Origin of the sequence: Kitasatospora viridis (assembly GCF_007829815.1) — a bacterium.
GTDB classification, from domain to species: Bacteria; Actinomycetota; Actinomycetes; order Streptomycetales; family Streptomycetaceae; genus Kitasatospora; species Kitasatospora viridis.
This window is the reverse complement of sequence record NZ_VIWT01000001.1, coordinates 3746935-3772654: the sequence shown is the minus strand read 5'-3', so window position 1 is coordinate 3772654 and position 25720 is coordinate 3746935. Positions and strand designations below refer to the sequence as shown.

Annotated in this window: 20 protein-coding genes and 1 pseudogene; 8 read left to right on the top strand and 13 right to left on the bottom strand. The window is 73.9% G+C overall.

All coding sequences use genetic code 11. The features are described from left to right. Positions 1 to 6 precede the first annotated feature (6 nt). On the bottom strand, positions 7 to 1107 hold the full coding sequence (locus FHX73_RS16930) for an ATP-binding protein (RefSeq protein ID WP_145905788.1): 1101 nt from the start codon (positions 1105 to 1107) through the stop codon (positions 7 to 9). A 202-nt stretch (positions 1108 to 1309) separates the two neighbouring features. On the opposite strand from FHX73_RS16930, the gene FHX73_RS16925 reads away from it, so the two are divergent. The 3 genes from FHX73_RS16925 to FHX73_RS16915 are packed head-to-tail and all read left to right on the top strand — an operon-like array spanning position 1310 to position 4378. Then, positions 1310 to 1876 carry a Uma2 family endonuclease gene (locus FHX73_RS16925; protein ID WP_145905787.1) on the top strand — a complete coding sequence of 189 codons (567 nt, stop codon included), beginning with the start codon at positions 1310 to 1312 and terminating at the stop codon, positions 1874 to 1876. Positions 1877 to 1910: 34 nt separating this feature from the next. Next, positions 1911 to 2852: an SWIM zinc finger family protein gene (locus tag FHX73_RS16920; protein ID WP_145905786.1), complete on the top strand. Its 942-nt coding sequence runs from the start codon at positions 1911 to 1913 to the stop codon at positions 2850 to 2852. Continuing rightward, entirely contained in the window at positions 2849 to 4378 is a 1530-nt protein-coding gene (locus tag FHX73_RS16915) for a DUF5691 domain-containing protein (protein ID WP_145905785.1), read from the top strand. Before FHX73_RS16920 ends, FHX73_RS16915 begins: the two co-directional genes overlap by 4 nt. A 4-nt stretch (positions 4379 to 4382) precedes the next feature. Here the strand turns inward: FHX73_RS16915 and icmB are convergent, their stop codons facing one another. The 9 genes from icmB to FHX73_RS16870 all read right to left on the bottom strand — a co-directional run bounded on the left by icmB (position 4383) and on the right by FHX73_RS16870 (position 16772). After that, positions 4383 to 4790, bottom strand: a complete 408-nt coding sequence (icmB, locus tag FHX73_RS16910) for a coenzyme B12-dependent isobutyryl CoA mutase small subunit (protein WP_145905784.1) — start codon at positions 4788 to 4790, stop codon at positions 4383 to 4385. Positions 4791 to 4940: 150 nt separating this feature from the next. After that, complete coding sequence (gene pcrA / locus FHX73_RS16905; protein WP_211786213.1) at positions 4941 to 7553, bottom strand: DNA helicase PcrA; 2613 nt, start codon at positions 7551 to 7553, stop codon at positions 4941 to 4943. Between the two features lie 149 nt (positions 7554 to 7702). After that, a complete protein-coding gene (locus FHX73_RS16900) occupies positions 7703 to 8653 on the bottom strand; it encodes a glycosyltransferase family 2 protein (RefSeq protein WP_145905783.1) in 951 nt (316 codons plus the stop codon). Between the two features lie 164 nt (positions 8654 to 8817). Beyond that, positions 8818 to 10083 (bottom strand): glycosyltransferase family protein, encoded by a 1266-nt coding sequence (locus tag FHX73_RS16895; protein WP_145905782.1) that lies wholly within the window; start codon positions 10081 to 10083, stop codon positions 8818 to 8820. A gap of 125 nt (positions 10084 to 10208) precedes the next feature. Beyond that, a complete protein-coding gene (locus tag FHX73_RS16890; RefSeq protein ID WP_145905781.1) occupies positions 10209 to 11441 on the bottom strand; it encodes a hypothetical protein in 1233 nt (410 codons plus the stop codon). Next, entirely contained in the window at positions 11438 to 12628 is a 1191-nt protein-coding gene (locus FHX73_RS16885; RefSeq protein ID WP_145905780.1) for an acyltransferase family protein, read from the bottom strand. Before FHX73_RS16885 ends, FHX73_RS16890 begins: the two co-directional genes overlap by 4 nt. 140 nt (positions 12629 to 12768) lie before the next feature. Then, complete coding sequence (locus FHX73_RS16880; protein WP_145905779.1) at positions 12769 to 14415, bottom strand: hypothetical protein; 1647 nt, start codon at positions 14413 to 14415, stop codon at positions 12769 to 12771. A 238-nt stretch (positions 14416 to 14653) separates the two neighbouring features. Further along, on the bottom strand, positions 14654 to 15337 hold the full coding sequence (locus tag FHX73_RS16875; protein ID WP_145905778.1) for a LuxR C-terminal-related transcriptional regulator: 684 nt from the start codon (positions 15335 to 15337) through the stop codon (positions 14654 to 14656). Beyond that, on the bottom strand, positions 15330 to 16772 hold the full coding sequence (locus FHX73_RS16870) for an ATP-binding protein (protein ID WP_145905777.1): 1443 nt from the start codon (positions 16770 to 16772) through the stop codon (positions 15330 to 15332). Before FHX73_RS16870 ends, FHX73_RS16875 begins: the two co-directional genes overlap by 8 nt. A gap of 186 nt (positions 16773 to 16958) precedes the next feature. On the opposite strand from FHX73_RS16870, the gene FHX73_RS16865 reads away from it, so the two are divergent. The 5 genes from FHX73_RS16865 (at position 16959) to FHX73_RS16845 (ending at position 22219) form a co-directional block, all read left to right on the top strand. Then, a complete protein-coding gene (locus tag FHX73_RS16865; RefSeq protein WP_145905776.1) occupies positions 16959 to 17672 on the top strand; it encodes an SGNH/GDSL hydrolase family protein in 714 nt (237 codons plus the stop codon). Positions 17673 to 17752: 80 nt separating this feature from the next. Continuing rightward, positions 17753 to 19249, top strand: coding sequence for a PspC domain-containing protein (locus FHX73_RS16860; protein ID WP_145905775.1), 1497 nt, complete (start codon positions 17753 to 17755; stop codon positions 19247 to 19249). Beyond that, positions 19249 to 19458 carry a hypothetical protein gene (locus FHX73_RS16855; protein ID WP_145905774.1) on the top strand — a complete coding sequence of 70 codons (210 nt, stop codon included), beginning with the start codon at positions 19249 to 19251 and terminating at the stop codon, positions 19456 to 19458. Before FHX73_RS16860 ends, FHX73_RS16855 begins: the two co-directional genes overlap by 1 nt. A gap of 68 nt (positions 19459 to 19526) precedes the next feature. Beyond that, positions 19527 to 20270 carry an ABC transporter ATP-binding protein gene (locus FHX73_RS16850; protein ID WP_145908334.1) on the top strand — a complete coding sequence of 248 codons (744 nt, stop codon included), beginning with the start codon at positions 19527 to 19529 and terminating at the stop codon, positions 20268 to 20270. Beyond that, a complete protein-coding gene (locus tag FHX73_RS16845; protein ID WP_145905773.1) occupies positions 20267 to 22219 on the top strand; it encodes an FtsX-like permease family protein in 1953 nt (650 codons plus the stop codon). The genes FHX73_RS16850 and FHX73_RS16845 overlap by 4 nt, the downstream gene beginning before the upstream one ends. 7 nt (positions 22220 to 22226) lie before the next feature. Here the strand turns inward: FHX73_RS16845 and FHX73_RS46285 are convergent, their stop codons facing one another. From FHX73_RS46285 to guaA, 3 genes and pseudogenes are all read right to left on the bottom strand, one after another. Further along, entirely contained in the window at positions 22227 to 22712 is a 486-nt protein-coding gene (locus FHX73_RS46285; RefSeq protein ID WP_246213846.1) for a QcrA and Rieske domain-containing protein, read from the bottom strand. 9 nt (positions 22713 to 22721) lie between these two features. Next, positions 22722 to 23273: pseudogene (locus FHX73_RS46280) on the bottom strand (DoxX family protein); the annotation flags it as partial. 214 nt (positions 23274 to 23487) lie between these two features. Beyond that, the gene (gene guaA / locus FHX73_RS16835; protein WP_145905772.1) at positions 23488 to 25074 is read right to left on the bottom strand and encodes a glutamine-hydrolyzing GMP synthase; all 1587 of its coding nucleotides are present in this window, start codon (positions 25072 to 25074) and stop codon (positions 23488 to 23490) included. Positions 25075 to 25720 lie beyond the last annotated feature (646 nt).

Genomic DNA, 25720 nt, shown 5'->3' with positions numbered 1-25720 from the left:
CGGGGTTCAGTCCGTGCAGTCGCGGGCCGCCCGGTAGAAGTCCTGCCAACCGTCGCGGTCACGCAGCACCCCCTCCAGGTAGTCGCGCCAGACGGCACGGTCCGCCGCCAGGTCGCGGACCACCGCCCCGTGCACCCCCACCGCCACGTCCGCCGCGCGCAGCACGCCGTCCCCGAAGTGCGCGGCGAGCGCGAGTCCGTTGGTCACCACCGAGATCGCCTCGGCGGTGGAGAGGGTGCCGGACGGGGTCCGGACCCTGGTCCGGCCGTCGGCGGTCAGGCCGTCGCGCAGCTCGCGGAAGACCGTCACCACGCGACGGATCTCCTGCGCGCCGCCCGGCAGCTCGGGCAGCTCCAGTGCGCGGCCGAGCTGGCCCACCCGCCGGCTGACGATCTCGACCTCCTCGTCGAGGGTCGCCGGGAGCGGCAGCACCACCGTGCTGAAACGGCGGCGCAGCGCACTGGAGAGTTCATGGATGCCGCGGTCGCGATCGTTGGCGGTGGCGATCAGGTTGAACCCGCGGACAGCCTGAGTTTCGCCACTCAACTCCGGTATCGGCAACGTCTTTTCCGACAGGACGGTGATCAGGCTGTCCTGGACGTCGGCCGGGATCCGGGTGAGCTCCTCGATCCTGGCGAGCTTGCCCTGGGCCATCGCCCGCAGCACCGGCGAGGGCACCAGGGCCGCCCGGCTCGGCCCCTCGGCGAGCAGCCGGGCGTAGTTCCAGCCGTACCGCAGCGACTCCTCGCCGGTCCCCGCGGTGCCCTGCACCAGCAGCGTGGAGTCGCCGCTGACGGCGGCGGCCAGGTGCTCGGACACCCAGGTCTTGGCCGTGCCCGGGACGCCGACCAGCAGCAGCGCCCGGTCGGTGGCCAGGGTGGCCACCGCGACCTCGACGATCCGGCGCGGGCCCACGTACTTGGGGCTCACCAGCGTGCCGTCCGGCAGCTCGCCGCCCAGCAGGTAGACCGCCACCGCCCACGGCGAGAGCCGCCAACTCGGCGGCCTGGGACGGTCGTCCCACTTCGCCAGGGCGGCCAGCTCGCCGGCGAAGGCCTCCTCCGCATGGGCTCGCAGAACCGGGAGTCCGGTCATCTCATCACTCATTCGGGGGCTCCTTCTGGTCGCCCGCGACGGCACACGGCGGTACCGGGGCGGTGGCATGGCAGGGAGCATCGGCGCAGATGGCAGGGCGTCCCGCGGGAGCCGCGGCGGCCTTGCGAGAACAACTCTGCCCGGGACCACTGACAATCGGCCGGCCCATGGCAAGCCCTGGCTACCATGAAGACGGACGAGAGAAGGTGCAGCGATGAGCTCAACGGTGCCGACCGACGCACACGGCCTGGTGCGCCTGCTCGAATCGCTCCCGGAGTTCGACGCCTACCGCGTCGAACTCATCGACGGAAAGATCGTGCTGCTCCCGTCCGCCACACCGTTCCACAACCTGATCCAGGTCTCGGTCTCCGCCCAACTGCACCAGCAGGGCTGGGCGGCCATGACCGAACAGGCCCTCTGCTCGCCGGACCGCTCCTTCGAGCCCAAGCCGGACGTCATCGCGACCGGCTTCGAGCAGATCGAGGACAACGCCAACCCCCTCCCTGCCGAGCGGGTCCTGCTCACCGTCGAGATCGTCTCCACCGACCGGGACAGCGACTACGCCAAGAAGCGCCTCTGGTACGCCGCGAGCGGCGTACCGCTGTACCTGATCATCGACCCCAACGACGGCCTTTGGGAGCTGCACTCGGGCCCTCGCGGCGCTCTCTACCGGATCGTCGAGCGAGGGGAGTTCGGCGAGGCGGTCGAGCTGCCCGCACCGTTCACGTTCGCGCTGGACACTGCGCAGTTCAAGCTCTACCCGCCCCGCCCCGGGTTCTGACCGCCTGTCAGTGCGCCGCCCTAGCGTGGCGGGCATGGTGGATCGCAGCAGCAGGCGGGCCGAACAGCGCGCCGCGCGGGTCGCGGCCGGCGCGCGGGAACTGCGGCTGCGGCTGGCCGACCGGGTGCGGCGCGGGCTGGCCGAGGGCGGTGCGGGCGACTGGGCCGAGGTGGCGGCCCGGATGGTGGACGCACAGGCCCCCGGACTCGCCGCCGGAGCACGGGAGTTGGCCGACCTCACCGGCGAGCGCCAGCTGGCCGGCTACGCCCTGCTGGACCTGCTGGCCGCCGCCTGCGAGCGGATCGACGAGCTGCCCGGGCCGCTCGCCGCCACCGTGCGCACCCGGGTCGGCTACACCGTCGAGGCGGCCGACCTGCTCGCCGGGCCGACGGTGCGGGACAGCTGGCTGGTGCTCGGCGGCGACCGCAGCGAGACGCCGGAGAAACTGACCCGCCGTCGGACCTGGCTGCTCGGCGCCCGCACCGGCCGCACCGCCCTGCTGCTCGACTACGCGCGCCCGGACGCCCCCGCCGGCCCCGCCCTGCCGCCCGGCACCCGGCTGGACGCCGAACTCGCCTTCCACCCGGCCGCCGTGCCGCTGCGCGCCGTGCTCGGCACCCGGCACGGCGAACCCGCACCCGGCCCGCCCTTCCCCCCACCCGGCGCCGGCCTGCTCGACGCCACCGCCCGCTACGGCGAGGCGGTGGCCGCCGACCCGTGGACCGAGGCGGTGCCCGTGCTGCTCGACGCGGTGGTGCCCGTGCCGGGCGAGCTCCCAAAGGACTGGCTGCTGACCGACGGCCACCACGCGCTGCCGGTGCACCCCGCGACCACCGGGCCCGCCCGCTGGCTGCTCGCCGCCGTCTCGGCCGGCCACCCGGTCACCGTCTTCGGCGAGTGCGGCCACCAGGGCTTCGCGCCCGTCACCGTCTGGGACGAGGCCGGCGACCCGGTACCGCTCGGAGCCGCCCGGTGAACCCGCACACCGACCCGTGGGCCGACCTGCAGCGCACCGCACTGCTCGGCACCGACCGCCTCCCGCACCCCGGGCCCGCCGAGCCGGACCCGGCCACCGCCCTGCTGGAGCGGGCCGCGCTGGCCACCGTGCGGCGCCGGGCCGGCCTGCTGCCGCTGCCCGCGCCCGAGCCGGCCCCCGGCCCGGCGGCCGACCCCGACCCGCGCCCGCCGCTGCCGCCCGCCGCCGCCCGCCGGCTCGACCTGCTGCTGGCCGGCCCGGTCGGCGGCCCGGCCAGCCCGGCCGAGCTGCTGCCGCAGTGGCTGACCGAGGCCCGGCAGCGGGGCTACCGCCCGCCGGCCGCGCTGGTGCCCGCCCTGCTGGCCGCCGGCCGGGCCCGCACCGAGCTGCGCGGCGACGTGGCGGCGCTGGCCGGGCCGCTCGGCCACTGGCTGGCCGAACGCAACCCGGACTGGCGGTACCTGCTGCGCACGGCCGGCGCGGACCGCCCGGCGGGAGCCGAAGACCCTTGGCAGCACGGGCTGTTCGCCGAACGGGTCACCCACCTGACCCGGCTGCGCCGACGCGACCCGGCCGCCGCGCTGGCCCTGCTGGAGTCCACCTGGGCCGGCGAGCGCGCCGAGGACCGGCTGCTCTTCCTGGACGCGCTGCAGGAGCGCCTCGGCCCCGCCGACGAGGCCTTCCTGGAGGCCGCGCTGGACGACCGCAGCCGGGGCGTGCGGGCCACCGCCGCCGAGCTGCTCTCCGGCCTGCCCGGCTCCGCGCTGGGCGCCCGGATGGCCGGCCGGGCGCTGACCGCCGTCCGGCTCGCCCCCGGGCGGGACCGGCTGCTGGTCAGCCCGCCGCCGGCCGTCACGGCCGACCTGCGGCGGGACGGGGTGGCGCCCAACTCGCCCACCGGGCGCGGCGAGCGGGCCTGGCGGCTCGGCGAGGTGGTGGCCGCGACCCCACTGGCGAGCTGGACCGACGGGTTCGGGCTGACGCCGGCTCAGCTGCTGGCGCTGCCGGTGGTGGGCCCCGGGGAGGGCGGGGAGCCGTGGCGGGAGGAACTGCACGAGGCCTGGGCCCGGGCGGCGGTGCGCCAGCGGGACGCCGGGTGGGCCCGGGTGCTGCTCGGCCCGGCCCCGCACGGGGGGAGCCGGCCGCTGCCCCGGGCCGGCGCGCCGGCCCGGCTGCTCGCCGTGCTGCCGGCCGCCGAGCGGGCGCGCTGGACGGCGGCGTTCCTGCGCGGCCACGGCCTGGGCGACGCCTTCCAACTGCTGGGCGCCTGCGCGGTGCCGTGGACGCCGCCGCTCTCCACCGCGGTGGTGGCCGCGCTGGAGCGGGCGGCCGCCTCCGGGTCGTACCCGTGGAGCCACAGCGGGGTGCTCGGGCTCACCGAGCGCTCGCTGGCGCCGGCCACCGCCCCCGCCCTGGCGGCGCTGGCGGCCGACGCGGCGCCCGACTCGGCCTGGGCCGAGACCTTCGACCGGCTGGCCCGGACCCTGCGGTTCCGGGCCGAGATGCTGGCCGAGCTGGCGGGCTGAGCGGTCAGCCGGCCTGGCGCAGGTTCGCCTCGACCCAGGCGATGACCTCGCTGGTCGGGGTGCCGGGGGTGAAGATGTCCGCGACGCCCATCGCCTTCAGCTCGGCGATGTCCTCGTCCGGGACGATGCCGCCGCAGAACACCTTGATGTCGGCCGCCTCGCGCTCCTTCAGCAGTTCGATCACCTTGGCGCAGAGCGTCATGTGCGCGCCGGAGAGGATGGACAGGCCGATGCCGTCCGCGTCCTCCTGGATGGCGGTGTCGACGATCTGCTCCGGCGTCTGGTGCAGGCCGGTGTAGATCACCTCCATGCCCGCGTCGCGCAGCGCGCGCGCGATGACCTTGGCGCCCCGGTCGTGGCCGTCGAGCCCCGGCTTCGCGACCACGACCCGGATCGGGCCAGACACACCCATCACTGCCTCCACGTTAACCAGCGATAACCGATCTGAGGGGAGGTTAGCGCCCCGCCCCCGGGGTCCACGCGTCCCGGGCCAAAGTGACGGAAAAATCACAGCCCGGGCGCCTCGAACGAGGTCCCGGGCCGTGCTTCGAGCGACGGTCGGTCAGAGCTTCTCCACCGGCGCGTAGCGCAGCAGCAGCACCTTGCGGCCGGAGGACCCGAAGTCGATGGTCGCCTTGGCGTTGTCGCCGCTGCCGGCCACCTCGGCCACCGTGCCCAGGCCGAACTTGTCGTGGCTGACCCGGTCGCCGACCGCCAGGCTGACCACCGGGCGGTCGGTGGCGGCCCGGGCCGAGCGGCCCCAGCCCGCCTTCGGCCCGGCCGTGCTGCTCAGCCCGCCCGAGGACGAGCCGCCGGAGCGCGAACCGGAGGCCGACAGCCCGCGCGAGACGGGCGCGGCGGCGGCGCCGGTGCGCTTCCACTCGACCAGCTCGGCGGGGATCTCGTCGAGGAACCGGGAGGCCGGGTTGTAGGCCGGCTGCCCCCAGGCGCTGCGCAGCACCGAGCGGGTCAGGTAGAGCCGCTGCTCGGCCCGGGTCAGGCCGACGTAGGCCAGCCGGCGCTCCTCCTCCAGCTCCTTGACCTGGCTGAGCGCCCGCATGTGCGGGAAGATCCCGTCCTCCATGCCGGTCAGGAAGACCACCGGGAACTCCAGGCCCTTGGCGGTGTGCAGGGTCATCATCGTGATGACGCCCTGGCCCTCCTCGTCGTCGGGGATCTGGTCGGAGTCGGCGACCAGCGCGACCCGCTCCAGGAAGTCGGCCAGCGAGCCGACCGGCGGCGCGCCGTCCTCCCCCGCGTCCGGCCGCTCGCCCGGGTCCTGCTCGTACTCCAGGGCGACCGAGGCGAGCTCCTGGAGGTTCTCGACCCGGGTCTCGTCCTGCGGGTCGGTCGAGGCCTGCAGCTCCGCCAGGTACCCGGTCTCCTCCAGCACCGCCTCCAGCACCGCGGCCGGACCGGCGCCCGACTCGACCACGGCCCGCAGCGAGGCGAGCAGCGCGTTGAACTTCTTCACCGCGTTGGCCGAGCGCGCGGCCATGCCGTACGCCTCGTCCACCCGCAGCAGCGCCTGGGCGAACGAGAGCCGCTCCCGGGCGGCCAGCGACTCGATCATCGCCTCGGCCCGGTCGCCGATCCCGCGCTTGGGCACGTTGAGGATCCGGCGCAGCGGCACGGTGTCCTCCGGGTTGGACAGCACCCGCAGGTAGGCCAGCACGTCCCGGACCTCGCGGCGCTCGTAGAAGCGCACCCCGCCGACCACCTTGTACGGCAGGCCGACCCGGATGAACACCTCCTCGAACACCCGGGACTGCGCGTTGGTCCGGTAGAAGATCGCCACGTCGCCCGGTCGGGCGTCGCCCGCGTCGGTCAGCCGGTCGATCTCGTCGGCGATGAACTGCGCCTCGCCGTGCTCGTCGTCGGCGACGTAGCCGATCACCTTCTCGCCGTGGTCGCCGGCCGTCCAGAGCTTCTTCTCCCGGCGGCTGGTGTTGCGCTCGATCACCGCGTTGGCGGCGGAGAGGATGGTCTGGGTGGAGCGGTAGTTCTGCTCCAGCAGGATCGTGACGGCGTCCGGGTAGTCCTCCTCGAACTGGAGGATGTTGCGGATGGTCGCGCCGCGGAACGCGTAGATCGACTGGTCCGCGTCACCCACCACGCAGAGCTCGGCGGCCGGCAGCTCGGCCAGGCCGGCCTGCGCCGGGTTCACGAACTCGCCGTCCACCGTCCGCTTCGGCGCGCTGCCCGCGGCGCCGCCGGTCAGCTCGCGGATCAGCATGTACTGGGCGTGGTTGGTGTCCTGGTACTCGTCGACCAGGATGTGCCGGAACCGGCGCCGGTAGTGCTCCGCCGCGTCCGGGAAGGCCTGCAGCAGGTTGACCGTGGTCATGATGATGTCGTCGAAGTCCAGCGCGTTGGCCTCGCGCAGCCGGGCCTGGTAGAGCGCGTAGGCCTCGGCCAGCTTGCGCTCCATCGGGTTGGCCGCCTGCGCCGCGTAGCTCTCCTCGTCGACCAGCTCGTTCTTGAGGTTGGAGACCTTGGCGCTGAACGACTTCGGCGGGAACTGCTTCGGGTCCAGGTCCAGGTCGCGGCAGACCAGCGACATCAGCCGCTGCGAGTCGGCCGAGTCGTAGATCGAGAAGCTGGAGGTGAAGCCGAGCCGCTTGCTCTCCCGGCGCAGGATCCGCACGCAGGCGCTGTGGAAGGTGGAGACCCACATCGCCCGGGCCCGCGGGCCGACCAGCTGCTCCACCCGCTCGCGCATCTCGCCGGCGGCCTTGTTGGTGAAGGTGATCGCCAGGATCTCGCCCGGCTGCACGCCGCGGGCGCCCAGCAGGTGGGCGATCCGGTGGGTCAGCACCCGGGTCTTGCCGGAGCCGGCGCCGGCCACGATCAGCAGCGGGGAGCCGGAGTGCAGCACCGCCTCGCGCTGCGGGTCGTTCATCCCGGCCAGCAGCTGGGCCGGGTCGATCACCGGCCGGTGGGCGCCGTTGCGGTAGAACGCGTCCCGCTCGGCCTGCGCCGCGTAGTCGGTGCGGAAGAGGTCCGCGGGGAGGTCCTCCTCGTAGGCGTCCTCGCCGCCGTAGTACTCGGGCGGCGGCTCCTCGCCCGGCTCGGCGGGCAGCGGATCGACGGACTTGGCCTGGGAGCCGACCCGGACGGGGTCCGGGAGGGGCTCGAAGCCGGGCAGCGGCAGGTCGTCAAAGAGGCTACTCATGGCCCTTCGAGTCTATGGCCCGCCGCCGACAGCCCGGACCGGCCGGGACCGGAAAGGCGAACGGCCCGGCTCCCCTTCGGGGAACCGGGCCGGGCACGCGTCAGCGGGGCGTTCCGGGGCGGGCCCGCGGGCCCGGGCGTCGGGTCGGCTCAGACGCCGACGTCCACCCGCTCGTCCTGCTCGGCGCCGCGCGGCCGCGCGACCTTCGCCGAGTCGTAGCCGATGAAGAAGGTCGGGCGCTTCTGCACGGCGGTGTAGATCCGGCCGATGTACTCGCCGAGCAGGCCGACGCAGATCAGCTGGATGCCGCCGAGGAAGAGCATCGCGACGAAGAGCGAGGTCCAGCCGGGCACCGTGTGGCCGCCCAGGTAGATGCCCACGGTGGCGGCCAGCATCGCGAAGCAGCCGAAGAAGCTGGCGACGCCCAGCCAGGTGGCGATCCGCAGCGGCGAGGCCGAGAAGTTGGTGATGCTGTCGATCGCCAGCCGGATCATCTTGCTGAGCGGGTACTTGGTCTCGCCCGCCACCCGCTCCTCGCGGAAGTAGGTGACCTGGCCGCTCGGGAAGCCCAGCCACGGCACCAGCAGGCGGTAGACCTGCTGCTGGTCCGGCAGCGACTTGAGCGCCTCGACGGCCTCCCGGCTCAGCAGGCGGAAGTCACCGGCCTGCGAGGGGACCCGCTTGCCGACCATCCGGCGCATCAGCCAGTAGTAGGCGCCGGCGGTCCAGCGCTTGAAGCCGGAGTCGGTGCTGCGGTCGTTGCGGACGCCGTAGACGATGTCCAGGTTGTCCTTGCGGGCCAGGTCGAGCATCTCCGGAATCTTCTCCGGCGGGTCCTGCAGGTCCGCGTCGATGCTCGCCACGTAGTCGCCGACGGAGCTGTGCAGGCCGGCGGTCAGCGCCGCCTGGTGCCCGGAGTTGCGGCGCAGCTTGACGATGCGCAGCTCGGACCAGCCGAGCCGGATCTCCTCCAGCAGCTCGGCGGTGCGGTCGGCGCTGCCGTCGTCGACGGCGACGACCTCGTAGGAGACACCGGTACCGTCCAGCGCCGGACGGAGCCGGGCGACGAGGGCAGGCAGCGCGGCCTCCTCGTTGTACATGGGTATGACGACCGACAGCGTCGTCGGAGCTGGTGCAGCCACCACTGGATATCCCGCCCGCTTTGAGGAGTTGAGAAAAACGGTCAACGAGGTTTAAACCGGCAGAGCGAATCCTAGCAACAGCCGTTGTCGGGAAGTCGCATGGAACGATCAGCGAATGATCATTACGGGGTGCCGAGCTCGAACATCACGTAGCCGGCGTACCAACCCGAGATGGCGCCCACCAGCACCAGCGTCGGCAGCAGCCAGCGCCAGCTGACCCGCTTCAGCACCAGGGCCGGGGCGATCAGCAGCGGGAAGGCCGGCAGCAGGTAGCGCGGGATGTTCGAGAAGATCTGCTGGCTGGTGGTGGTCGAGGCGATGGTCAGCAGGGTGAAGACGATCAGCACCAGCGGCGGGCGCAGCCGGAAGAAGAAGATCAGCAGGATCGGCACCGCGAGCAGCATCACCAGCGCGACCACGTCGGCGATCGGCGAGGGCCACAGGTAGTTGAAGCGGCCGATCATGACCTCGGGCACCGCGTGGACGGTGAACTTGCCCCAGTCGAAGTAGTGCGCCCAGGACTTCTGGATCAGGAAGTAGCCGTTCGCGTTGTGCATCTTCATGCCGACCCAGGCGATGTAGCCCAGCATGAACCACGGCGCGACCAGCATCGCGAACAGCGGCTTGGCGATCCCGTCGCGGCGCTTGACGAGCGCGATCAGCGCGGCCAGCCCGACCGCCCCGATCAGCGCCGCGGAGGTCGGCCGGCTCAGGCCGGAGAGCAGGGTCAGCAGGCCGGCGGCGATCCACTGACGGGTCATCACGCAGTAGCAGGCCCAGGCGACGATCGCCACGAACACGGTGTCGGAGTAGACCGCCCACTCGGCGCCGGAACCCGGCACCACCGCCCACAGCGCACCGGCGATCAGACCCGCGCGGTGACCGCCCATCAGCGTCACCACGGCGTAGATCCCGGCCACCGCGACGAACGCGAACACCACCGAGACCAGCAGGCCGGCGCCGAAGCCGCCGATCCCGGTGGTCTTCATCAGCAGGCGCATCAGGCCGGGGTAGAGCGGGAAGAACGCGGCCGAGTTGGTGTGCACGTCGGCCACCGTCGCGTTCGGCGGGAGCACCTGCGGGTGGTACCACTGGCTCGCCAGCTGCTGGTACCAGCGACCGTCGTAGGTGCCGAGCACCTCCCAGATCCGGTGGCCGCCGCCGAAGCCGATGTTCTTCTTCTTGTAGTCGCCCGAGTAGTGCAGCAGCCCCATGAAGACGGTCAGGCCGGCCAGCTTCACCAGGCCGTACAGCGCCAGGACCGGGCCGAACCGGCGGACCTGGGCCGCCATCCGGTGCTTCAGCTCGCGGCCCGCGGCTGCGGGTTCGGGAGCCGGGTCGTCGAGGCGCGGACTGTCGCCCGCGACCGCACCGGATATCGTTCCCATGAACTGGTCCCCTTGGTCTGCGTCGTGGCCGAGGCGTACGGATTCAATGCAGCCGCGAGCTTACGGCATGGCCGGATCCCGCCTGCCATCCGCGCTCGCGGCACCGGCGCGCGGACACCGGATCCTCACGGCGAGTAGCCGCTCACGTAGACCAGGTGGACGCCGTAGACGCCCGAGCAGACCGCCAGCGAACCGAGCACCACCCAGAGCGAGACCGCGGACCGGATCCGGGAGAGCCCGGCCGCCACCGGCAGCAGCAGCACGAAGGCCGGCAGCAGCAGCCGGGCGCGCGGGGCGTCCGCCGAGCCGTCGCCGAGCGCGATCACCAGCATGGCGCCGCCGTACACCAGGGCCGGCAGCGGCTGGCGCTGGACCACGGCCAGTACGAACAGCACCAGCGAGGCGGCCACCACCCCGGCCGCCACCACCTGGGCCAGCGTGGTGGCCGTCCCCTGGCGCAGCGTCAGGTCGGTGAACCACCGCAGGGTGGCGCGGCCGAAGTCGAACTGGCTGCCCCAGGCCGACTGCACGTCGAAGTAGCCGCGCGGGGTGCCCCGCACGTAGCCGACGTAGGCCACGTACCCGATCCAGCCGGCCGGGGCCAGCAGCACCGCCACCGGCAGCTGCGGGTCGAGCGGGCGCCGGGCGCGCAGCAGCCGCACCGCCTCGGCGGCGGCCGCCGCGGCCACGGCCGCCGCCACGGCCAGGCCGCTCGGCCGGGCCAGGCAGCTCAGGCAGCTGAGCAGGCCCGCGGCGATCCAGCGCCGGCGGACCACCGCGGCCAGCGCCCAGGCGGCGAAGGCGGTGAAGACCGGCTCCGAGTAGGCCAGGCTCTCCACCACCCCGTAGGGCAGCGCGGCCCAGACCACCACCGCGATCACCCCGGTCCTGGGCTTGTACACGTAGGCGGCGAAGCTGTAGATCCCGGCCGCCGCCAGCACCGCGAAGCACCAGGCCACCAGCAGCGCGGCGTGCGCGTAGGAGAGCGGGAGCACGGTGTGCGCGGCCCGGATGCACGCGGGGTAGAGCGGGAAGAAGGCCCGGGACGAGTAGGGCACGCCGTTCTGGTAGCCGCCGATGCCGAGGTCGTCGGAGTACCCGTGCTCGGCGACCCCCTGGTAGTAGGGCGCGTCCCAGAGGCCGGCGAGCCGGGCGAGCACCGACCCGTGGCCGGGGTGCAGCCACATCATCGCCAGCCCGGTCGCGCGCACCGCGACGAAGGCCAGCAGGGCCGGCAGGGCGGGGCCGAGGCCCCGCCGCAGCGTCCGGACCGGACCGGACGGCGAACGGCGTGCGGTCGTGGAACCGACCGGAACCGGACCCCCCGGCGCTTCCCCCGCCACCGCCCGCTGGCTCACGCCCTGGTCACCTCCCCGGCAGCGGCCGCCCGGGCCCGCTCGTCCGCCTCGGTCACCGAGGCGAAGGCGGCGCCCAGTCCGCGCTTGAGCAGGCCGGAGACCGGGGTCTCCACCAGCCGGTGCACCAGGTAGGAGAGCAGCAGCACGCCCAGCACGACCAGGGCGAGCGTGGTGCGCGGCGCCAGCCACTGGCGCAGCCAGTGGATGCCGGTGACGCCGAGCTCCTGGTGCAGCAGGTAGACCGGGTAGGTGAGCGCGCCGGCGACGGTCAGCCGGCGCCACTGGATCCGGTCGAAGAGGCCGAGCGCGGCGCCGAGCACCTGCAGGAAGCAGAGCGTCATCAGCGCGGTCGCGACGGTCCAGGAGATGTGCTGCGGCAGCCACTGCTGGTACATCTCGACGGTGCTCTGCAGCCGGTACTGGGCCACCATCCAGCAGAACCCGAGCATGCACCAGAGCAGCAGGTTCGGGCCGAACCGGTACATCAGGAACATGGTGATCCCGGCCGTGAAGAAGGGGGCGTAGTCGGCCTGCGCCAGGGTGCTGAGCAGCGGGAGGTCCACGGCCGGCGCGAGCACCGCCAGGAACATCCAGATTCCGCAGAACGCCACCACCCGACGGTACGTCAGGCCGACCACCACGACGACCGCGAACAGCACGTAGAAGAGCATTTCCACCCAGAGCGTCCAATAGCTCGGGTCCACCGAGGGCGCGCCGATCGGCGCCTGCAGCATCGTCAGGTTGGTGATCACCGCCCGCGGCGTCAGGTCCTTGGCGGTGGTGAAGGAGTAGCCGGCCGCGGCCACCACGCCGGTGGTGATCAGCACCGCCGTCCAGTACGCGGGGTAGAGCCGGACCACCCGGGAGACGAAGAAGTCCTGCGGCCGCTTGCCCCAGCAGGACATGCAGATGACGAAGCCGCTGATCAGGAAGAACAGCTCGACGCCGACCCAGCCGTAGATCGCCGCGTCGTGCAGGCCGGGCAGCAGCCGGTCCGGGCGCCCGCGCCAGGTCTGGTCCCAGCCCACCGGCTTGCCCACGTAGTGGAAGAGCATCACGCTCAGCGCCGCCAGCAGCCTTATGCCGTCGAGCACGTAGAGCCGCGGCCGCTTGCTGGTCCGGGTGGCGTCGCGGTCGGGCTCCCCCCCTTCCTGCGGGGCGCGGCTCGGCAGCAGGGACAGCGGCATGACGACGCCTTCCTTCGCGACGCGTGGCTCCTCGGCCTACGCGCTGGCGGGCTGGAGGGGGCCGGAACGACGCCGGCACCGCTCGTCGGATGACGAGCGGTGCCGGTGCGGTCCGGGGACGGGAGCCGGGCTCCCGCGGGTCAGGGCTTGGTGACCTTGATCAGGTCCTCGCCCTGCGGACTCGTGGTGACCACCTGGAACCCGGGGCCGGTCGGCACCACGCCGTCCTCGGGCCTGATGATCACCCAGCCGACGTGGTACTTGTCGATCAGCTGCCACTTGGTGTCATCGGTGGCCTCCTTGGAGAAGAAGACCCAGGTGTCGTGCGAACGCTCGTCGAGCACGCTCTGCGCCACCGCCGGGTCCGGGTAGCCGGCCTGCACGGTGAAGTAGCCGTAGGCGGGGAGCTGCGCGAGCGGGCGCTCACCGGTGGTCATGACTATGTCGCCGTACTTCAGGTACTTGGCGGTCCACTGGTAGCCGGGCCACGGGTTCCAGGTCTGGACGTTGTCGACCATGCCCTTGGGGAAGTCCGACTTCGGGATCAGGTAGAAGACCGTGCCGGCCTGCACCCACATGCCGAAGACCAGCGCCACCGAGACCAGCACGGTGTACTCGCGCTTGAACCACTGCTTCCACGGGACGTTCGCGGCCTCGATCGCGGTGGCGATCTGCAGCATCGCGATCAGGCCCGGGTAGGCCCGGCCGAAGCTGTAGTGGCCGCTGACCCAGCCGTAGCCGACGGCGGCGGCCACCAGCAGGAAGGTGAGCACCAGCGGGTCGAGCTTGTTGCGCCGGAACCGCATCACCAGCGCGGGCAGGCCGATCACCACCGCGAAGCCGAACCAGTTCAGCGGGTGGCTGTACAGGCCGCGGTGCATCGCGTCGAGCGCGGCGGACTGACCCTGGTTCAGCAGGTCCCAGTACGGCCAGGCCAGCACGGCGACCAGCACGACCAGCGCCGAGAAGGCCCAGAGCAGCCAGTTGCGCAGGGCCAGCCCGCGCAGCGAGCCGATCATGATGCCGGCCATGCCCATGCAGATCACGATGCCGGTGAACGGGTGCGAGAGCAGCACCACGAAGAGCCCGAGCCCGAGCACCAGGTGGAGCGGGACCCGCACCGCCAGGCTGTCGGAGAGCGGCGCGCGCTCCGGCACCCGGCCGAGCAGCCGCAGCGTGCCGGCCCAGATCCAGAACATCAGGCCGGCCGCGAAGGCACTCGGGTAGGACAGGCCCAGGCAGAAGGAGAGCCAGGACTCGTACCCGCTCCACACCGAGACGTCGACGCCCCAGAGGAAGAAGTAGCAGAACAGCGCCAGCACCGGGGCCCAGCGGCGCGGGGTCAGCGCCCGCACGAAGGCCCCGAGGCCGGTGATGATCAGCAGCGAGTTCATCACCGCGAGCAGGTGCAGCGTCTTCAGCGGCACCAGGCCGGTGGCCAGCGACACCAGGGCGCCGAACACCTGGTAGGGCGAGAAGTACGGGCTGCCGTTGCCGGGCACGTCGATCATCGGGCTGGTCGGGTGCGAGAGGTTCTCGCGCAGCCGCCATATGGTCGAGGCGTGCTGGCCGATGTCGCCGGACCAGGGCAGCCTGGCGGCCATCGGGACGAGCACCAGCATGAAGATGAACCCGGTCACCCGGTAGGGGGTGATCCGGAAGAGCCGGCGCAGGAAGGACTGCGGAGGAACGGCGCTGCCGTCACCGCCTGCGGCGGATTCGCCGGCCGGGTGGACGTCGGCGGACGTCCCGGGCGCGGGGGGGCTCGAAGCGGCGGTGTCGGTCACGGTGCTCCACGATACGGCAACTCTGGGACCCGGCTTCCCGGGTCCGGGGCGGCCTCCGGCCTGGTGGCCGGAGGTCTGGCAGCGGATGAGGCGTCAGCCGGACGGTTGTGGGAGCCCGCCGATCACCCGGCTGGTCGTACTGGAGCTCCCCCGGCGCGCTCAGTGCGCGCATATTATCCGCACATAATCACTAACTCCCCGGCGCCCCCGCCAGGTTCACCCGCCCCGCGCGGTCCGGTCAGACCAGCCGCCGCGCCGTCGCCCACCGGGTCAGCTCGTGACGGTTGCTCAGCTGCAGCTTGCGCAGCACCGCGGAGACGTGGCTCTCCACCGTCTTCACCGAGATGAAGAGCTGCTTGGCGATCTCCTTGTAGGCGTAGCCGCGGGCGATCAGCCGGAGCACCTCGCGCTCGCGCTGGGTCAACCGGTCGAGGTCCTCGTCCACCGGAGGAGTGTCCGTGGCGGCGAAGGCGTCCAGCACGAAGCCGGCCAGCCGGGGCGAGAAGACCGCGTCGCCGTCGGCGATCCGGAAGATCGCACCCACCAGGTCGGCGCCGGTGATGGTCTTGGTGACGTAGCCCCGGGCACCGCCGCGGATCACCCCGATCACGTCGTCGGCCGCGTCCGAGACGGAGAGCGCGAGGAACTTCACCCCGCCCGGCTCGCCCATCACCGCGGTCGAGCGGCGCAGCACCTCGACGCCGCCGCCACCGGGCAGGTGAACGTCGAGCAGCACCACGTCCGGGCGGGTCTCGGCGACCACCCGGACCGCGGACTCCACGTCGTCGGCCTCGCCGACCACGTCGATCCCGGTCACCTCGGTGCGGCCGATCTCGGCGCGCACGCCGGTGCGGAACATCCGGTGGTCGTCCACCAGCACCACGCGGGCGGTCCTGTCGGGCACGGACTCAGCGTCAGTCATCTGCGGCTCTCTCCATCTCCAGCTCGACCTCGGTACCGCCGTCCGGCGCGGGGCGGACCCGGGCGGTGCCGCCGTGCCGCTTCATCCGCCCGATGATCGACTCGCGGACGCCCATCCGGTCCTCGGGCACGGTGTCCGGGTCGAAGCCGGGGCCGTGGTCGCGCACGAACACCAGCACCGTCCTCCCCTCCACCTCGGCGTACACCTGCACCGGTGCCCCGCCACCGTACTTGGCGGCGTTCACCATCGCCTCGCGCGCGGCCTGCATCTGTGCGGCGATCCGCTCGTCCATCGGGCAGTCGCCGACGCAGACCAGCTCGATCGGCACCCCGTGCCGGTCCTCGACCTCGGCGACCACCTCGCGGATCCGCTCCGCCAGGGTATCGGGCGCGGCCTCGGCGGCGGCCTCCGGACGGTAGAGCCAGAGCCGCAGCTCGCGCTCCTGGGCCCGGGCCAGGCGCTGCACCTCCTTCGGGTCCTCCGCCCGGCGCTGGATCAGGGTCAGCGTGTGCAGCACCGAGTCGTGGATGTGCGCGGCGATCTCGGCCCGCTCCTGGGCCCGGATCCGGGCCGTCCGCTCGGCGCCCAGGTCCTGCCACATCCGCAGCGCGTACGGGCCGGTCAGCACCAGCACCCCGGCCAGCACCGCGAGCGACGCCTCCACCACCGAGCCGACCGCCGAGCCGGTGCCCTGCAGGATCAGGAACCCGACGATGCCGGCGGCGACCAGCAGCACGCCCGCGCCGACCCGGGCCACCGCGCTGCGCCGGCGGCCGCCGGTCAGGCCGAACCAGCGGGCCCAGCGGGAGTCGTCGGCCTGCCGCCAGACCAGCGCGACGCCGACGCCGATCGCCAGCAGCGGCCAGGCGTAGGGCTGCGAGGACTGCAGGTGCAGCGCGTTGAGCAGCCACATCACGCCGACCACCAGCATCAGCAGGGCGGCCAGCTGCCCGGCGTTGCGCCGGCTGGCGGCGGCCGGCGGCTCGCCCGGCACGGCCTGCTCGGCGATCACCGGCTCGCCCTGGAAGGTGCCCTGCAGCAGGTCGCGCAGCCGGCCGAGCCGGCCCCGGCGGCCCTTGCGCAGCGGCTCCGGGGTGACGCCGGAGGCGCCGGCCGGGACGAACTGGCCGCCCGCCCAGACCCATTCGGAGCCCAGCGCGGGCTCGCCGATGCCGATCGGCACCACGAACCAGAAGGCCGCGTAGAGCAGCACGCCGATCCCGTTGGCGAAGAAGAGCAGCACGAAGGCGGCCCGCACCCAGGTGACGGGCAGGCCGAGGTGGACCGCGAGGCCGTGCGCGACTCCGCCGAGCATGCGCGAGTGCGGGCTGCGGTAGAGCTTGCGGAACGGCGGGCGGTCGGGTTGCTCGGCGGCGGTGTCGCCGCCGGCCGGTCCGTCGGCGCCGGTGCTGGTCACGGGGTCGGGGCTTGCCACGCCACAGATGGTCACACGGCCGCAGGTCCGAATGCATCAGGGTCTTCCCCCTAGGTGCTGAACGGGGCCGGACCGGCGGTGTTTCGATCCGTCAGATCATCTGACTTTTTGACACAGTCACCTCCCCGGCACGGCCGCACCCGGTCCTGACCGGACGTCACACCCCTCGACCAGGGAGGTCCCGACGTGCCCCGACTCCTCCACCGCTCCCTCGCCGCCGTCCTCGGTGCCCTCTGCGGGCCGCTCCTGCTCACCGCCGCACCGGCCGCCGCCCGCACCGGACCACCGGTCGTGCGGGTGATGCCGCTCGGCGACTCGATCACCGCCGGCGTCGGCAGCCACGACGGGGCCGGCTACCGGTTGCCGCTGCGGCAGGACTGCGCCGAACAGTCCCGGTTCACCCTGCGGCTGGTCGGCTCGCAGCACGACACCCTCTTCCCCGGCGACCGGCACGAGGGCCACAGCGGCTGGATGGTCGCCGACCTCACCGCCCGGATCGACGGCTGGCTGGCCGCCGCCCGGCCCGACGTGGTGCTGCTGCACATCGGCATCAACGACCTGGACCGCGGCCCGGACAAGCCGCACGCCGCCGACCGGCTGGCCGCCCTGCTGGACCGGATCTACACCGACCGGCCCGGGGTGAGCGTGCTGCTGCTCGGCCTGCTGCCCACCACCGAGGGGCTGGAGCAGCCGGTCCGGACGTTCAACCGGCGGGTCGAGGACCTGTCCGCCACCGAGTGGCGGCTCGGCCGGGACTTCGACTACCTGCGGCCGCCCGAGCTGACCCCCGCCGAGTTCGCCGACCGGCTGCACCCCGACGACCTCGGCTACCAGCGGATCGCCGACCGCTTCTACCACGCGCTGACCGACGCCGTGGCCCGCCGGGCGGCCCGCCCCTGAGCCCGTCTCAGGGAGACTTCAGGGTCCGGCCGGGGGCCGCCCCGGTCCCCCGGCCGCCCCGCAGCCAGCAGGATAGGAACATGACCGAGGAGCAGAGCACACCGCCCGACCAGCCGGGCACCCAGGAGGGCGCCGCCGACGGCCGGCCCCCGCTCGCCCGCAGCGAGCGGCACCGCGTGGTGGCCGGGGTGTGCGGCGGGCTCGGCCGGCACCTGGACATCGACCCCGTGGTCTTCCGGGTGGTCACCGCGGTGCTCTGCCTCACCGGCGGCCTCGGGCTCTTCGTCTACGGGCTGGCCTGGCTGATCGTGCCCGACGAGCGGGAGGACCCCAAGCACGGGCGCACCGAGCTGCAGCGGGTGCTGACCGGGCGGGTCGACGGGCAGTCGATCGGCGCGGTGCTCATGACGGTGATCGGGACCGGCGTCTTCTTCTCCTGGATGGGCAGCGGCGACTCGATCCTGCCGCTGCTGCTGCTCGCCGCGATGGTCTTCTTCGCCGTCCGGCACGACCCGGAGCGCCGCCGCCGGGCCCGCGGCCAGGCCGCCCCGCCCCGCCCCGCCGGACCCTACGACCGGGCGACCGCCACCGCCGGCGGGCCCGGCGACGGCCCGGCGCTGACCGACTGGGACACCTGGCGGCAGGACTTCCACACCCAGTGGACGGCCCGCAAGGCCGAGTTCCACACCCGGGTCAACCTGGCGAAGGAGGGCTTCACCGCCCCCCTCCCGCCGGACGCCCCGACCAACGGCACCGACCGGCCCCCCACCGACGCGCCGCCGACCGGCCGCGGCGGCTACCACTGGGACCCCCGGCACCCCGAGCGCAACCCCTGGGGCGCCGGCCCCCCGCCCGGCATGCCCGCGCAGCCCTGGTGGCAGCGGACCGACCTGCCGGCCGGCGACCCGCTGCGCAAGACCACCCCGGACCTGCCGCCGAGGGCGCCGCGCCCCCGCCGGGAGCGCCGGCGGGGCTCCGGACTCGGCCTGCTCGGGCTGCTGCTGGCCGGCGGCGCCGGCTGGGCGGTCTGGGCCGGCGGGCACCAGGGCCGCACCGTGCCGGCCACCACCGTGCTGGCCACCGGCCTGCTGGTGCTCGGCCTGACCATGCTGGTCGGCTCCCGCTGGGGCCGGGCCCGCTGGCTCGCCGTGCCCGCGCTGGCCCTCACCCTCGCCCTGGCCGGCCTGGGCGACCAGGCGCGGATCTCCAACTTCGCGCTGGGCGACCGGAACTGGGCCCCGGCGACGGCGGCCGAGCTGCAGCCGAGGTACGCCCTGGGGCTGGGCGACATCCACCTCGACCTGACCTCGCTGGACCCGGCCGGCGCCACCCTGCGCAGCCAGGTGCAGCTCGGCGCGGGCAACGTCGAGGTGCAGCTGCCGCCCGGCACCGCGGCCGACCTGAACCTGCGGGTGGTGGCCGGCGACATCCAGACCCCCGACGACGACGGCTCGACCTCGGGCGGCCTCGGCACCCGCCGCACGGTCCACCTGGACCCGGTGGGCGGCGGCCCGGCCCACGGAACCATCGACCTCACCATCGAGGTCGGCTTCGGCGAGATCCAGGTGGTGCAGTGATGCGACGACACCGGTTCGACCTCTTCTCCTTCCTCGCGGGCGGCCTGTTCACCGTGCTCGCGGTGCTCTACCTGGTCGCCTCGCTGAACGGCTTCCGGCTCGACGGGCGGATCGTGCTGCCGATCACCTTCATCGTGCTCGGCACCGCGGGCCTGGCCGCGGCGGTCGCCGCGATGGCCCGCCGGCGCCGTCCCGACGACGATCGCTGATCCCCCGGGCGAACCGAATTCCCTGGTCAGGGGCGTGCCGGCCGTGGTACTCATACGCCGTGACGATCATGGGGGATGACGCCGTCCTGCGGCTCGAACAGGTCCAGCGCGGCTACGGAACCGGACCCGACGCGGTCCGGGCGCTCGCGGGGGTGGACACCGCCTTCGCCCGCGGCAGCTTCACCGCCGTGATGGGCCCCTCCGGCTCCGGCAAGAGCACCCTGCTGCAGTGCGCGGCCGGACTGGACCGCCCGGACGCGGGCCGGGTGGTGCTGGACGGCGTCGAGCTGGGCGGCCTGACCGAGACCCAGCTGACGGTGCTGCGGCGCGAACGGGTCGGCTTCGTCTTCCAGGCCTTCAACCTGGTCGGCTCGCTGACCGCCGAACAGAACGTCGGCCTCCCGCTGCGGCTGGCCGGGCGCCGCCCCGACCGCGCCGAGGTGCGCGCCGCGCTGGAGCAGGTCGGCCTCGGCCACCGCACCGGCCACCTGCCGGCCCAGCTCTCCGGCGGGCAGCAGCAGCGCGTGGCGATCGCCCGGGCGCTGATCACCCGCCCGAAGGTGCTCTTCGCCGACGAGCCCACCGGCGCGCTGGACAGCTCCAGCAGCCGCGAGGTGCTGAAACTGCTCCGCTCGCTGGTGGACCGCGAGGGCCAGAGCACCGTGATGGTCACCCACGACCCGGTGGCCGCCGCCCACGCCGACCGGGTGCTCTTCCTGGCCGACGGCCGGATCGTCGGCGACCTGGCCGCGCCCGGCGCCCAGCTGATCGCCGAGACGATGACCGCGCTGGAAGCGGAGCCGGTCGCGTGACCGACCTGCTCACCCTGCTGCCGGTCGCCACGGCCGGCCTGCGCCGCCGCAAGGCCGCCTTCGCCGGCGGCTACGTCGCGCTCACCCTCGGCGTCACCCTGGTCGCCACCACCGGGGTGCTGCTGAACGACACCATGGGCGACGACTCCCCGCTCGGCGCCCCCTCGCTGCACAAGGTGCTCACCTTCGCCGCCGGCATGGCCGCCTTCGTCGCCGTCTTCGTGGTCGCCTCCACCTTCGCCTTCGCGGTCGCCCAGCGGCAGCGGGAGACCGCCCTGCTGCGCGCCGTCGGGGCGACGCCCCGTCAGGTCGGCGCGCTGGTCATGGGCGAGGCCACCGTGGTGGCCCTGGCCGCGGCGGTCTCCGGCTGCCTGCTGTCGCTGCCCGCCGCGCCCGCGCTGGCCGCCTGGCTGGTCGCCCGCGGCGCCGCACCGGCCGGCTTCACCGCCCGGACCACCGCGGCGCCGCTGCTGCTGGCGGCCGCCGTCGGCCTGCTGGTCGCACTGCTCGGAGCCGGCGCCGCCGCGCTGCGGGCCACCCGGGTCCGCCCGGTGGCGGCGCTCGGCGAGGCCGCCGTGGACCCCGGCGGCATGACCCGGGTGCGCTGGGTCTGCGCGGCGCTGCAGGCCGCCGGCCTGCTCGGCGCGGTCGGCTACTACCTGCTCGCGCCGCTGCTGCCGCCCGCCCCCGGCGGCGGGGACCAGACCGGCGACCCGCAGTTCGCCTCCCAGTGGGTGATGGCGGTGGACCTGATGGCGATCGTCACGCTCAGCCTGTTCGCCCCGCTGCTGGTGCCGCACCTGGTGCGGCTGCTCACCCTGCCGCTGGGCCGGGCGGCCGGCGCCACCGCCCTGCTGGCCCGGCAGAACGCGCTCACCGCCGTGCGCCGCACGGTCTCCACCGCCACCCCGGCCTTCCTGGTGATCGCCCTGCTCGGCACCGCGATCGGCTCCACCACGGCCTTCGCCGAGGCGATGACCGCCCAGGGCCGGGCCGCCACCGCCGCCCGCTTCGTGCTGCGCCCCGGCGCCGCGCCCCTGCCGGCCGACGCGGCCCGGCGGCTGACGGCCGGTCAGCCCGGGCTGCGGGCCACCGCCACCCTCCCCACCGTGATCACCGGGCTGGGCGCGGACACCCCCTCGTTCGCCGACCACTCCGAGGACTCGGCCGCCTCGGTGCCGTCCGCCGCCACCGTGGTCGAGGGCGGGCTGGCCGACGCGCTCGCCCTGCCCGCCGCCCAGGGCTCCCCCGCCGACCTGCACGGCGCCACCCTGGCCGCCGCCAGCGACCAGGTGCGGGCGCACGGCTGGCACCTGGGCGACCAGGTGAACCTGCGCCTCGCCGACGGCACCGTGACGGCGCTGCGGCTGGTGTTCGTCTTCCGCACCCAGCTCTCGCTCGACGAGGTGCTGCTCTCCGGCGACGCCGTCGCCCCCCACCTGGCCGGCGCCGGGCCGACCGCGGTCTACCTGAGCGACCGGCCGGCCGACCTGATGGGCGGTCGGCTCACCGACGCCAGCGCCCCGGGCCCGGACCCGAACGCGCACTACGCCTGGATCGCCACCAGCACCATCCTCGGCCCGGCCGTGCTCTACGCGCTGATCGCGATCGTCAACACCATGGTGATGGCGGCGGCCGACCGGCGGCGCGACTTCGCGGTGCTGCGCCTCGCCGGCGGGGTGCGCCGACAGGTGCTGGGCGTGGTCGCGCTGGAGGCGGTGCTGGTGGTGGCCGTCGCCGCGGTGCTGGCGCTGGCGGTCACCGCGGTCACCCAGCTGGGCACCACGCTGCTGCTGAACCACCGGATCCTGGCCGGCCAGGCGACCGTCGCGCTGCGGCTGCCGTGGGGCTGGCTGGCCGGCGGCGGGGCGGCCTGCCTGCTGCTGGCGCTGGCCGCCTCGCTGCTGCCCACCGGCCTGGCGCTGCGTCAGGGGGCCGCCCGGGCCTGAGGCCGGGTCAGCTCTGCTGCGGGCCGAGGTCGAGCCGGTCGCCGTTCCGGGTCACCGTGTACTTGGGCAGCGGCGTGACCGCCGGGCCGGCCAGCACCGCGCCGGTGGCCGCGTCGAACCGGGAGCCGTGGCACGGGCAGAGCAACTGCCCGCCCTGCGGCGGGTTCACGGTGCAGCCGGAGTGCGTGCAGATCGAGGAGAGCCCGCAGTACTGGCCGGCCGAGGGCTGCACCAGGTAGACCGCGTCGCCGGTGGCCGGGTCGGTCACGGTGGCCGAGCCGCCCACCGGCACCTGGCCGACCGCCACCGAGACGGCGCCCCCACCACTGGCTGTCGGGGCGCCGGCCTTCGGGGTGCCGGCCACCGCCGGCTTCGGCTTCCTGCGCAGGAAGGTCGCGGTCAGCGAGCCGAGCAGCAGCCCGCCGCCGCCGAGCGCGACCGCCGCGATCGAGCCGTCCACGAAGGTCCGCCGGCGCACCGCGTCCTCGGTCATCCCGCGGGTCCGGTCCCGTTCGGCCCGCCGGGCCAGGTAGCCGTCCACCGAGAGGTAGGGGGTGCCGGCCAGCAGCAGCGCGGTCCAGGCCATCAGGTAGGGCAGGTCGTTGCCCAGGTAGTAGGGCGAGACGTTGTAGCTGACGGTCAGGAAGAGGGTCAGGCTGAGCGCCGCGCCGCCCAGCGCGGCCACCCGGCCCCAGAGCCCGAACAGCGTGCCGAGCCCGACCGCCAGCTCGCCGAAGGCGATCAGCAGCGCGAAGAAGGTGGGCGCGTGCAGCGCCGGCTGGAGGAGCGCGCCGACCGGGCTGTGCGCCTTGGCGGCCAGCGTCTGGGCGTAGAAGGACTGCAGGTCGCCGCGGCCGGCCAGGTAGTGGCGGTCGGCCAGCTTGTCCAGGCCCGCGTAGCTGAAGGTGACACCGAGGAAGAGCCGCAGCGGCAGCAGCGCGTACCCGCTCGCCAGGGCGCGGCGCCGGGCGGCCCGCTCCCGTCGGCCGGGCGGTGCGGGGGGCTGTTCGGAGCCGGAGCCCTCGGACTCCACCGAGTCCCGGGTGCCCTCCATCATCGCGTCACCTTCCCGTTTCCCGTCACCGCGTCGCTTCCCGACCGGTCCGATCCGCATTCTGCCCGCTCCGGCTTGCTTTCGACGGTATCCGGTGCCGTCCGCGTCACCCCCGACCGCACCCGCGACCCGGCCGGAACCGACGCGAACGGCCGCACCGCCACCCACGGGTACGCGGGCGGCGGTGCGGCCGTTCAACTCGGTCTGCGGGAGGTCACTCCCACTCGATGGTGCCCGGCGGCTTGCTGGTCACGTCCAGCACCACGCGGTTGACGTCGCGCACCTCGTTGGTGATCCGGGTCGAGATCCGGGCCAGCACCTCGTAGGGCAGCCGCGACCAGTCGGCGGTCATGGCGTCCTCGGAGGAGACCGGACGCAGCACGATCGGGTGACCGTAGGTGCGGCCGTCGCCCTGCACGCCGACGCTGCGGACGTCGGCCAGCAGCACCACCGGGCACTGCCAGATCTCCCGGTCCAGGCCGGCCGCGGTCAGCTCCTCGCGGGCGATCGCGTCGGCCTCGCGCAGCAGGTCCAGGCGCTCCTTGGTGACCTCGCCGACGATCCGGATGCCCAGGCCCGGGCCCGGGAACGGCTGCCGCTGGACGATCTCCTCCGGCAGGCCCAGCTCCTGGCCGACCATCCGGACCTCGTCCTTGAACAGCTGGCGCAGCGGCTCGACCAGCTGGAACTCAAGGTCCTCGGGCAGGCCGCCGACGTTGTGGTGCGACTTGATGTTGGCGGTGCCGGTACCGCCGCCGGACTCCACCACGTCCGGGTACAGGGTGCCCTGCACCAGGAACTCCACCGCCGGACCCTCGTCCGCGATGATCTCGGCCTGCGCCTGCTCGAAGACCCGGATGAACTCCCGGCCGATGATCTTGCGCTTCTCCTCCGGGTCGCTGACGCCCTTGAGCGCGTTCAGGAACCGCTCCTCGGCGTCCACCACCTTCAGCTTGACGCCGGTGGCGGCCACGAAGTCCTTCTCGACCTGCTCGGTCTCGCCCTTGCGCATCAGGCCGTGGTCCACGTACACGCAGGTCAGCTGGTCGCCGATGGCCCGGGCCACCAGCGCGGCCGCGACCGCGGAGTCCACCCCGCCGGACAGGCCGCAGATCGCGCGCTTGTCGCCCACCTGGGCCTTGATCAGCGCGACCTGCTCGTCCACCACGTTGTGGGTGGTCCAGGTCGGCGCGATGCCGGCGCCGCGGTAGAGGAAGTGCTCCAGGATCTGCTGGCCGTGCGTGGAGTGCAGCACCTCGGGGTGGTACTGGACGCCGTACAGCCGGCGCTCGTCGTTCTCGAACGCGGCGACCGGCACCACGTCGGTCGAGGCCGTCACGGCGAAGCCCTCGGGGGCGGCCGAGCAGGCGTCGCCGTGCGACATCCAGACCGACTGCTCGTCCGGCGTGCCCTCGAAGAGGGTCGAGCCGGACCGGCTGACGTGCAGCGGGGTCCGGCCGTACTCGCGGGCACCGGAGTTGTCCACGGTGCCGCCGAGGGTGATCGCCATCAGCTGGAAGCCGTAGCACATGCCGAAGACCGGCACACCGGCCTCGAAGATCGCGCGGTCCAGGCGCGGCGCGCCCTCCTCGTAGACCGAGGACGGCCCGCCGGAGAGGATGATCGCCTTCGGGTTCTTGGCGAGCATCTCGGCGACCGGCATGGTGCTCGGCACGATCTCGCTGTAGACCCGCGCCTCACGCACCCGGCGGGCGATGAGCTGGGCGTACTGGGCGCCGAAGTCGACCACCAGGACGGTGTCGACCGACGGTGCGGACTGGTCGGGGGTAGCAGGGGACACAGACGGCCTTCCGGCGGCGATGTGGGGAGTCACCCCCGAGTCTACCGGGAGCGGCGTTCACCCCTTTGCCACGGCGCCCGTGTCCGCGCGGCCCGCCGGCTCGTTCTCCCGGCGACCGCACGACCGCGGCCGCACCCGCCAGGTGCGACGGCAGCCGGCGCCCGGGCCCGCGCCCGTGCGGTCCGCAGGACCACGCGTGGAAACTCCAGTCCGCCCGTGCGCGAGGCGCCCCGATCCCGGCCGGTGGCCGGGGGCGGACGTGCCGTGGGACCGCGCACGGGGTCAAACGGCGCCGGCGGCAGGGGACAGCGGCCGGCCCGGGACTGAGCCGTGGAGGTGCGGTGGCCGGCTCCGGGGACGCCCGGCCGACCGCCGCGCCGCCCGGCGACGGTTGTACCCCAACTACGTTCCGTCACCGGATATCGGACCGCCCGCAGGCCCGCGCCGGCCTGCCGGAAGCCGGCCGCTAAGCGGACCGGCAGGAACCGGACTGCGGCAATGTCCGCAGAATCGCTTGCACAGCAAGGCCTCCGTCCACCACGATGCAGGGGTACGGGGTTCGCCGGCGGCCTGGACAGGTCGGTGTCCCCGCCGACTACCTGCTGGCGCCCACCGGTGGCCGCAGCGGTCACCTCCTCACGCTCAG

Coding starts and splice junctions, on each gene's coding strand:
- FHX73_RS16930 (WP_145905788.1), bottom strand. CDS start 1,107: ATGAGTGATGAGATGACCGGACTCCCGGTTCTGCGAGCCCATGCGGAG.
- FHX73_RS16925 (WP_145905787.1), top strand. CDS start 1,310: ATGAGCTCAACGGTGCCGACCGACGCACACGGCCTGGTGCGCCTGCTC.
- FHX73_RS16920 (WP_145905786.1), top strand. CDS start 1,911: ATGGTGGATCGCAGCAGCAGGCGGGCCGAACAGCGCGCCGCGCGGGTC.
- icmB (WP_145905784.1), bottom strand. CDS start 4,790: ATGGGTGTGTCTGGCCCGATCCGGGTCGTGGTCGCGAAGCCGGGGCTC.
- pcrA (WP_211786213.1), bottom strand. CDS start 7,553: ATGAGTAGCCTCTTTGACGACCTGCCGCTGCCCGGCTTCGAGCCCCTC.
- FHX73_RS16900 (WP_145905783.1), bottom strand. CDS start 8,653: ATGTACAACGAGGAGGCCGCGCTGCCTGCCCTCGTCGCCCGGCTCCGT.
- FHX73_RS16895 (WP_145905782.1), bottom strand. CDS start 10,083: ATGGGAACGATATCCGGTGCGGTCGCGGGCGACAGTCCGCGCCTCGAC.
- FHX73_RS16885 (WP_145905780.1), bottom strand. CDS start 12,628: ATGCCGCTGTCCCTGCTGCCGAGCCGCGCCCCGCAGGAAGGGGGGGAG.
- FHX73_RS16875 (WP_145905778.1), bottom strand. CDS start 15,337: ATGACTGACGCTGAGTCCGTGCCCGACAGGACCGCCCGCGTGGTGCTG.
- FHX73_RS16860 (WP_145905775.1), top strand. CDS start 17,753: ATGACCGAGGAGCAGAGCACACCGCCCGACCAGCCGGGCACCCAGGAG.
- FHX73_RS16855 (WP_145905774.1), top strand. CDS start 19,249: ATGCGACGACACCGGTTCGACCTCTTCTCCTTCCTCGCGGGCGGCCTG.
- FHX73_RS16850 (WP_145908334.1), top strand. CDS start 19,527: ATGGGGGATGACGCCGTCCTGCGGCTCGAACAGGTCCAGCGCGGCTAC.
- FHX73_RS46285 (WP_246213846.1), bottom strand. CDS start 22,712: ATGACCGAGGACGCGGTGCGCCGGCGGACCTTCGTGGACGGCTCGATC.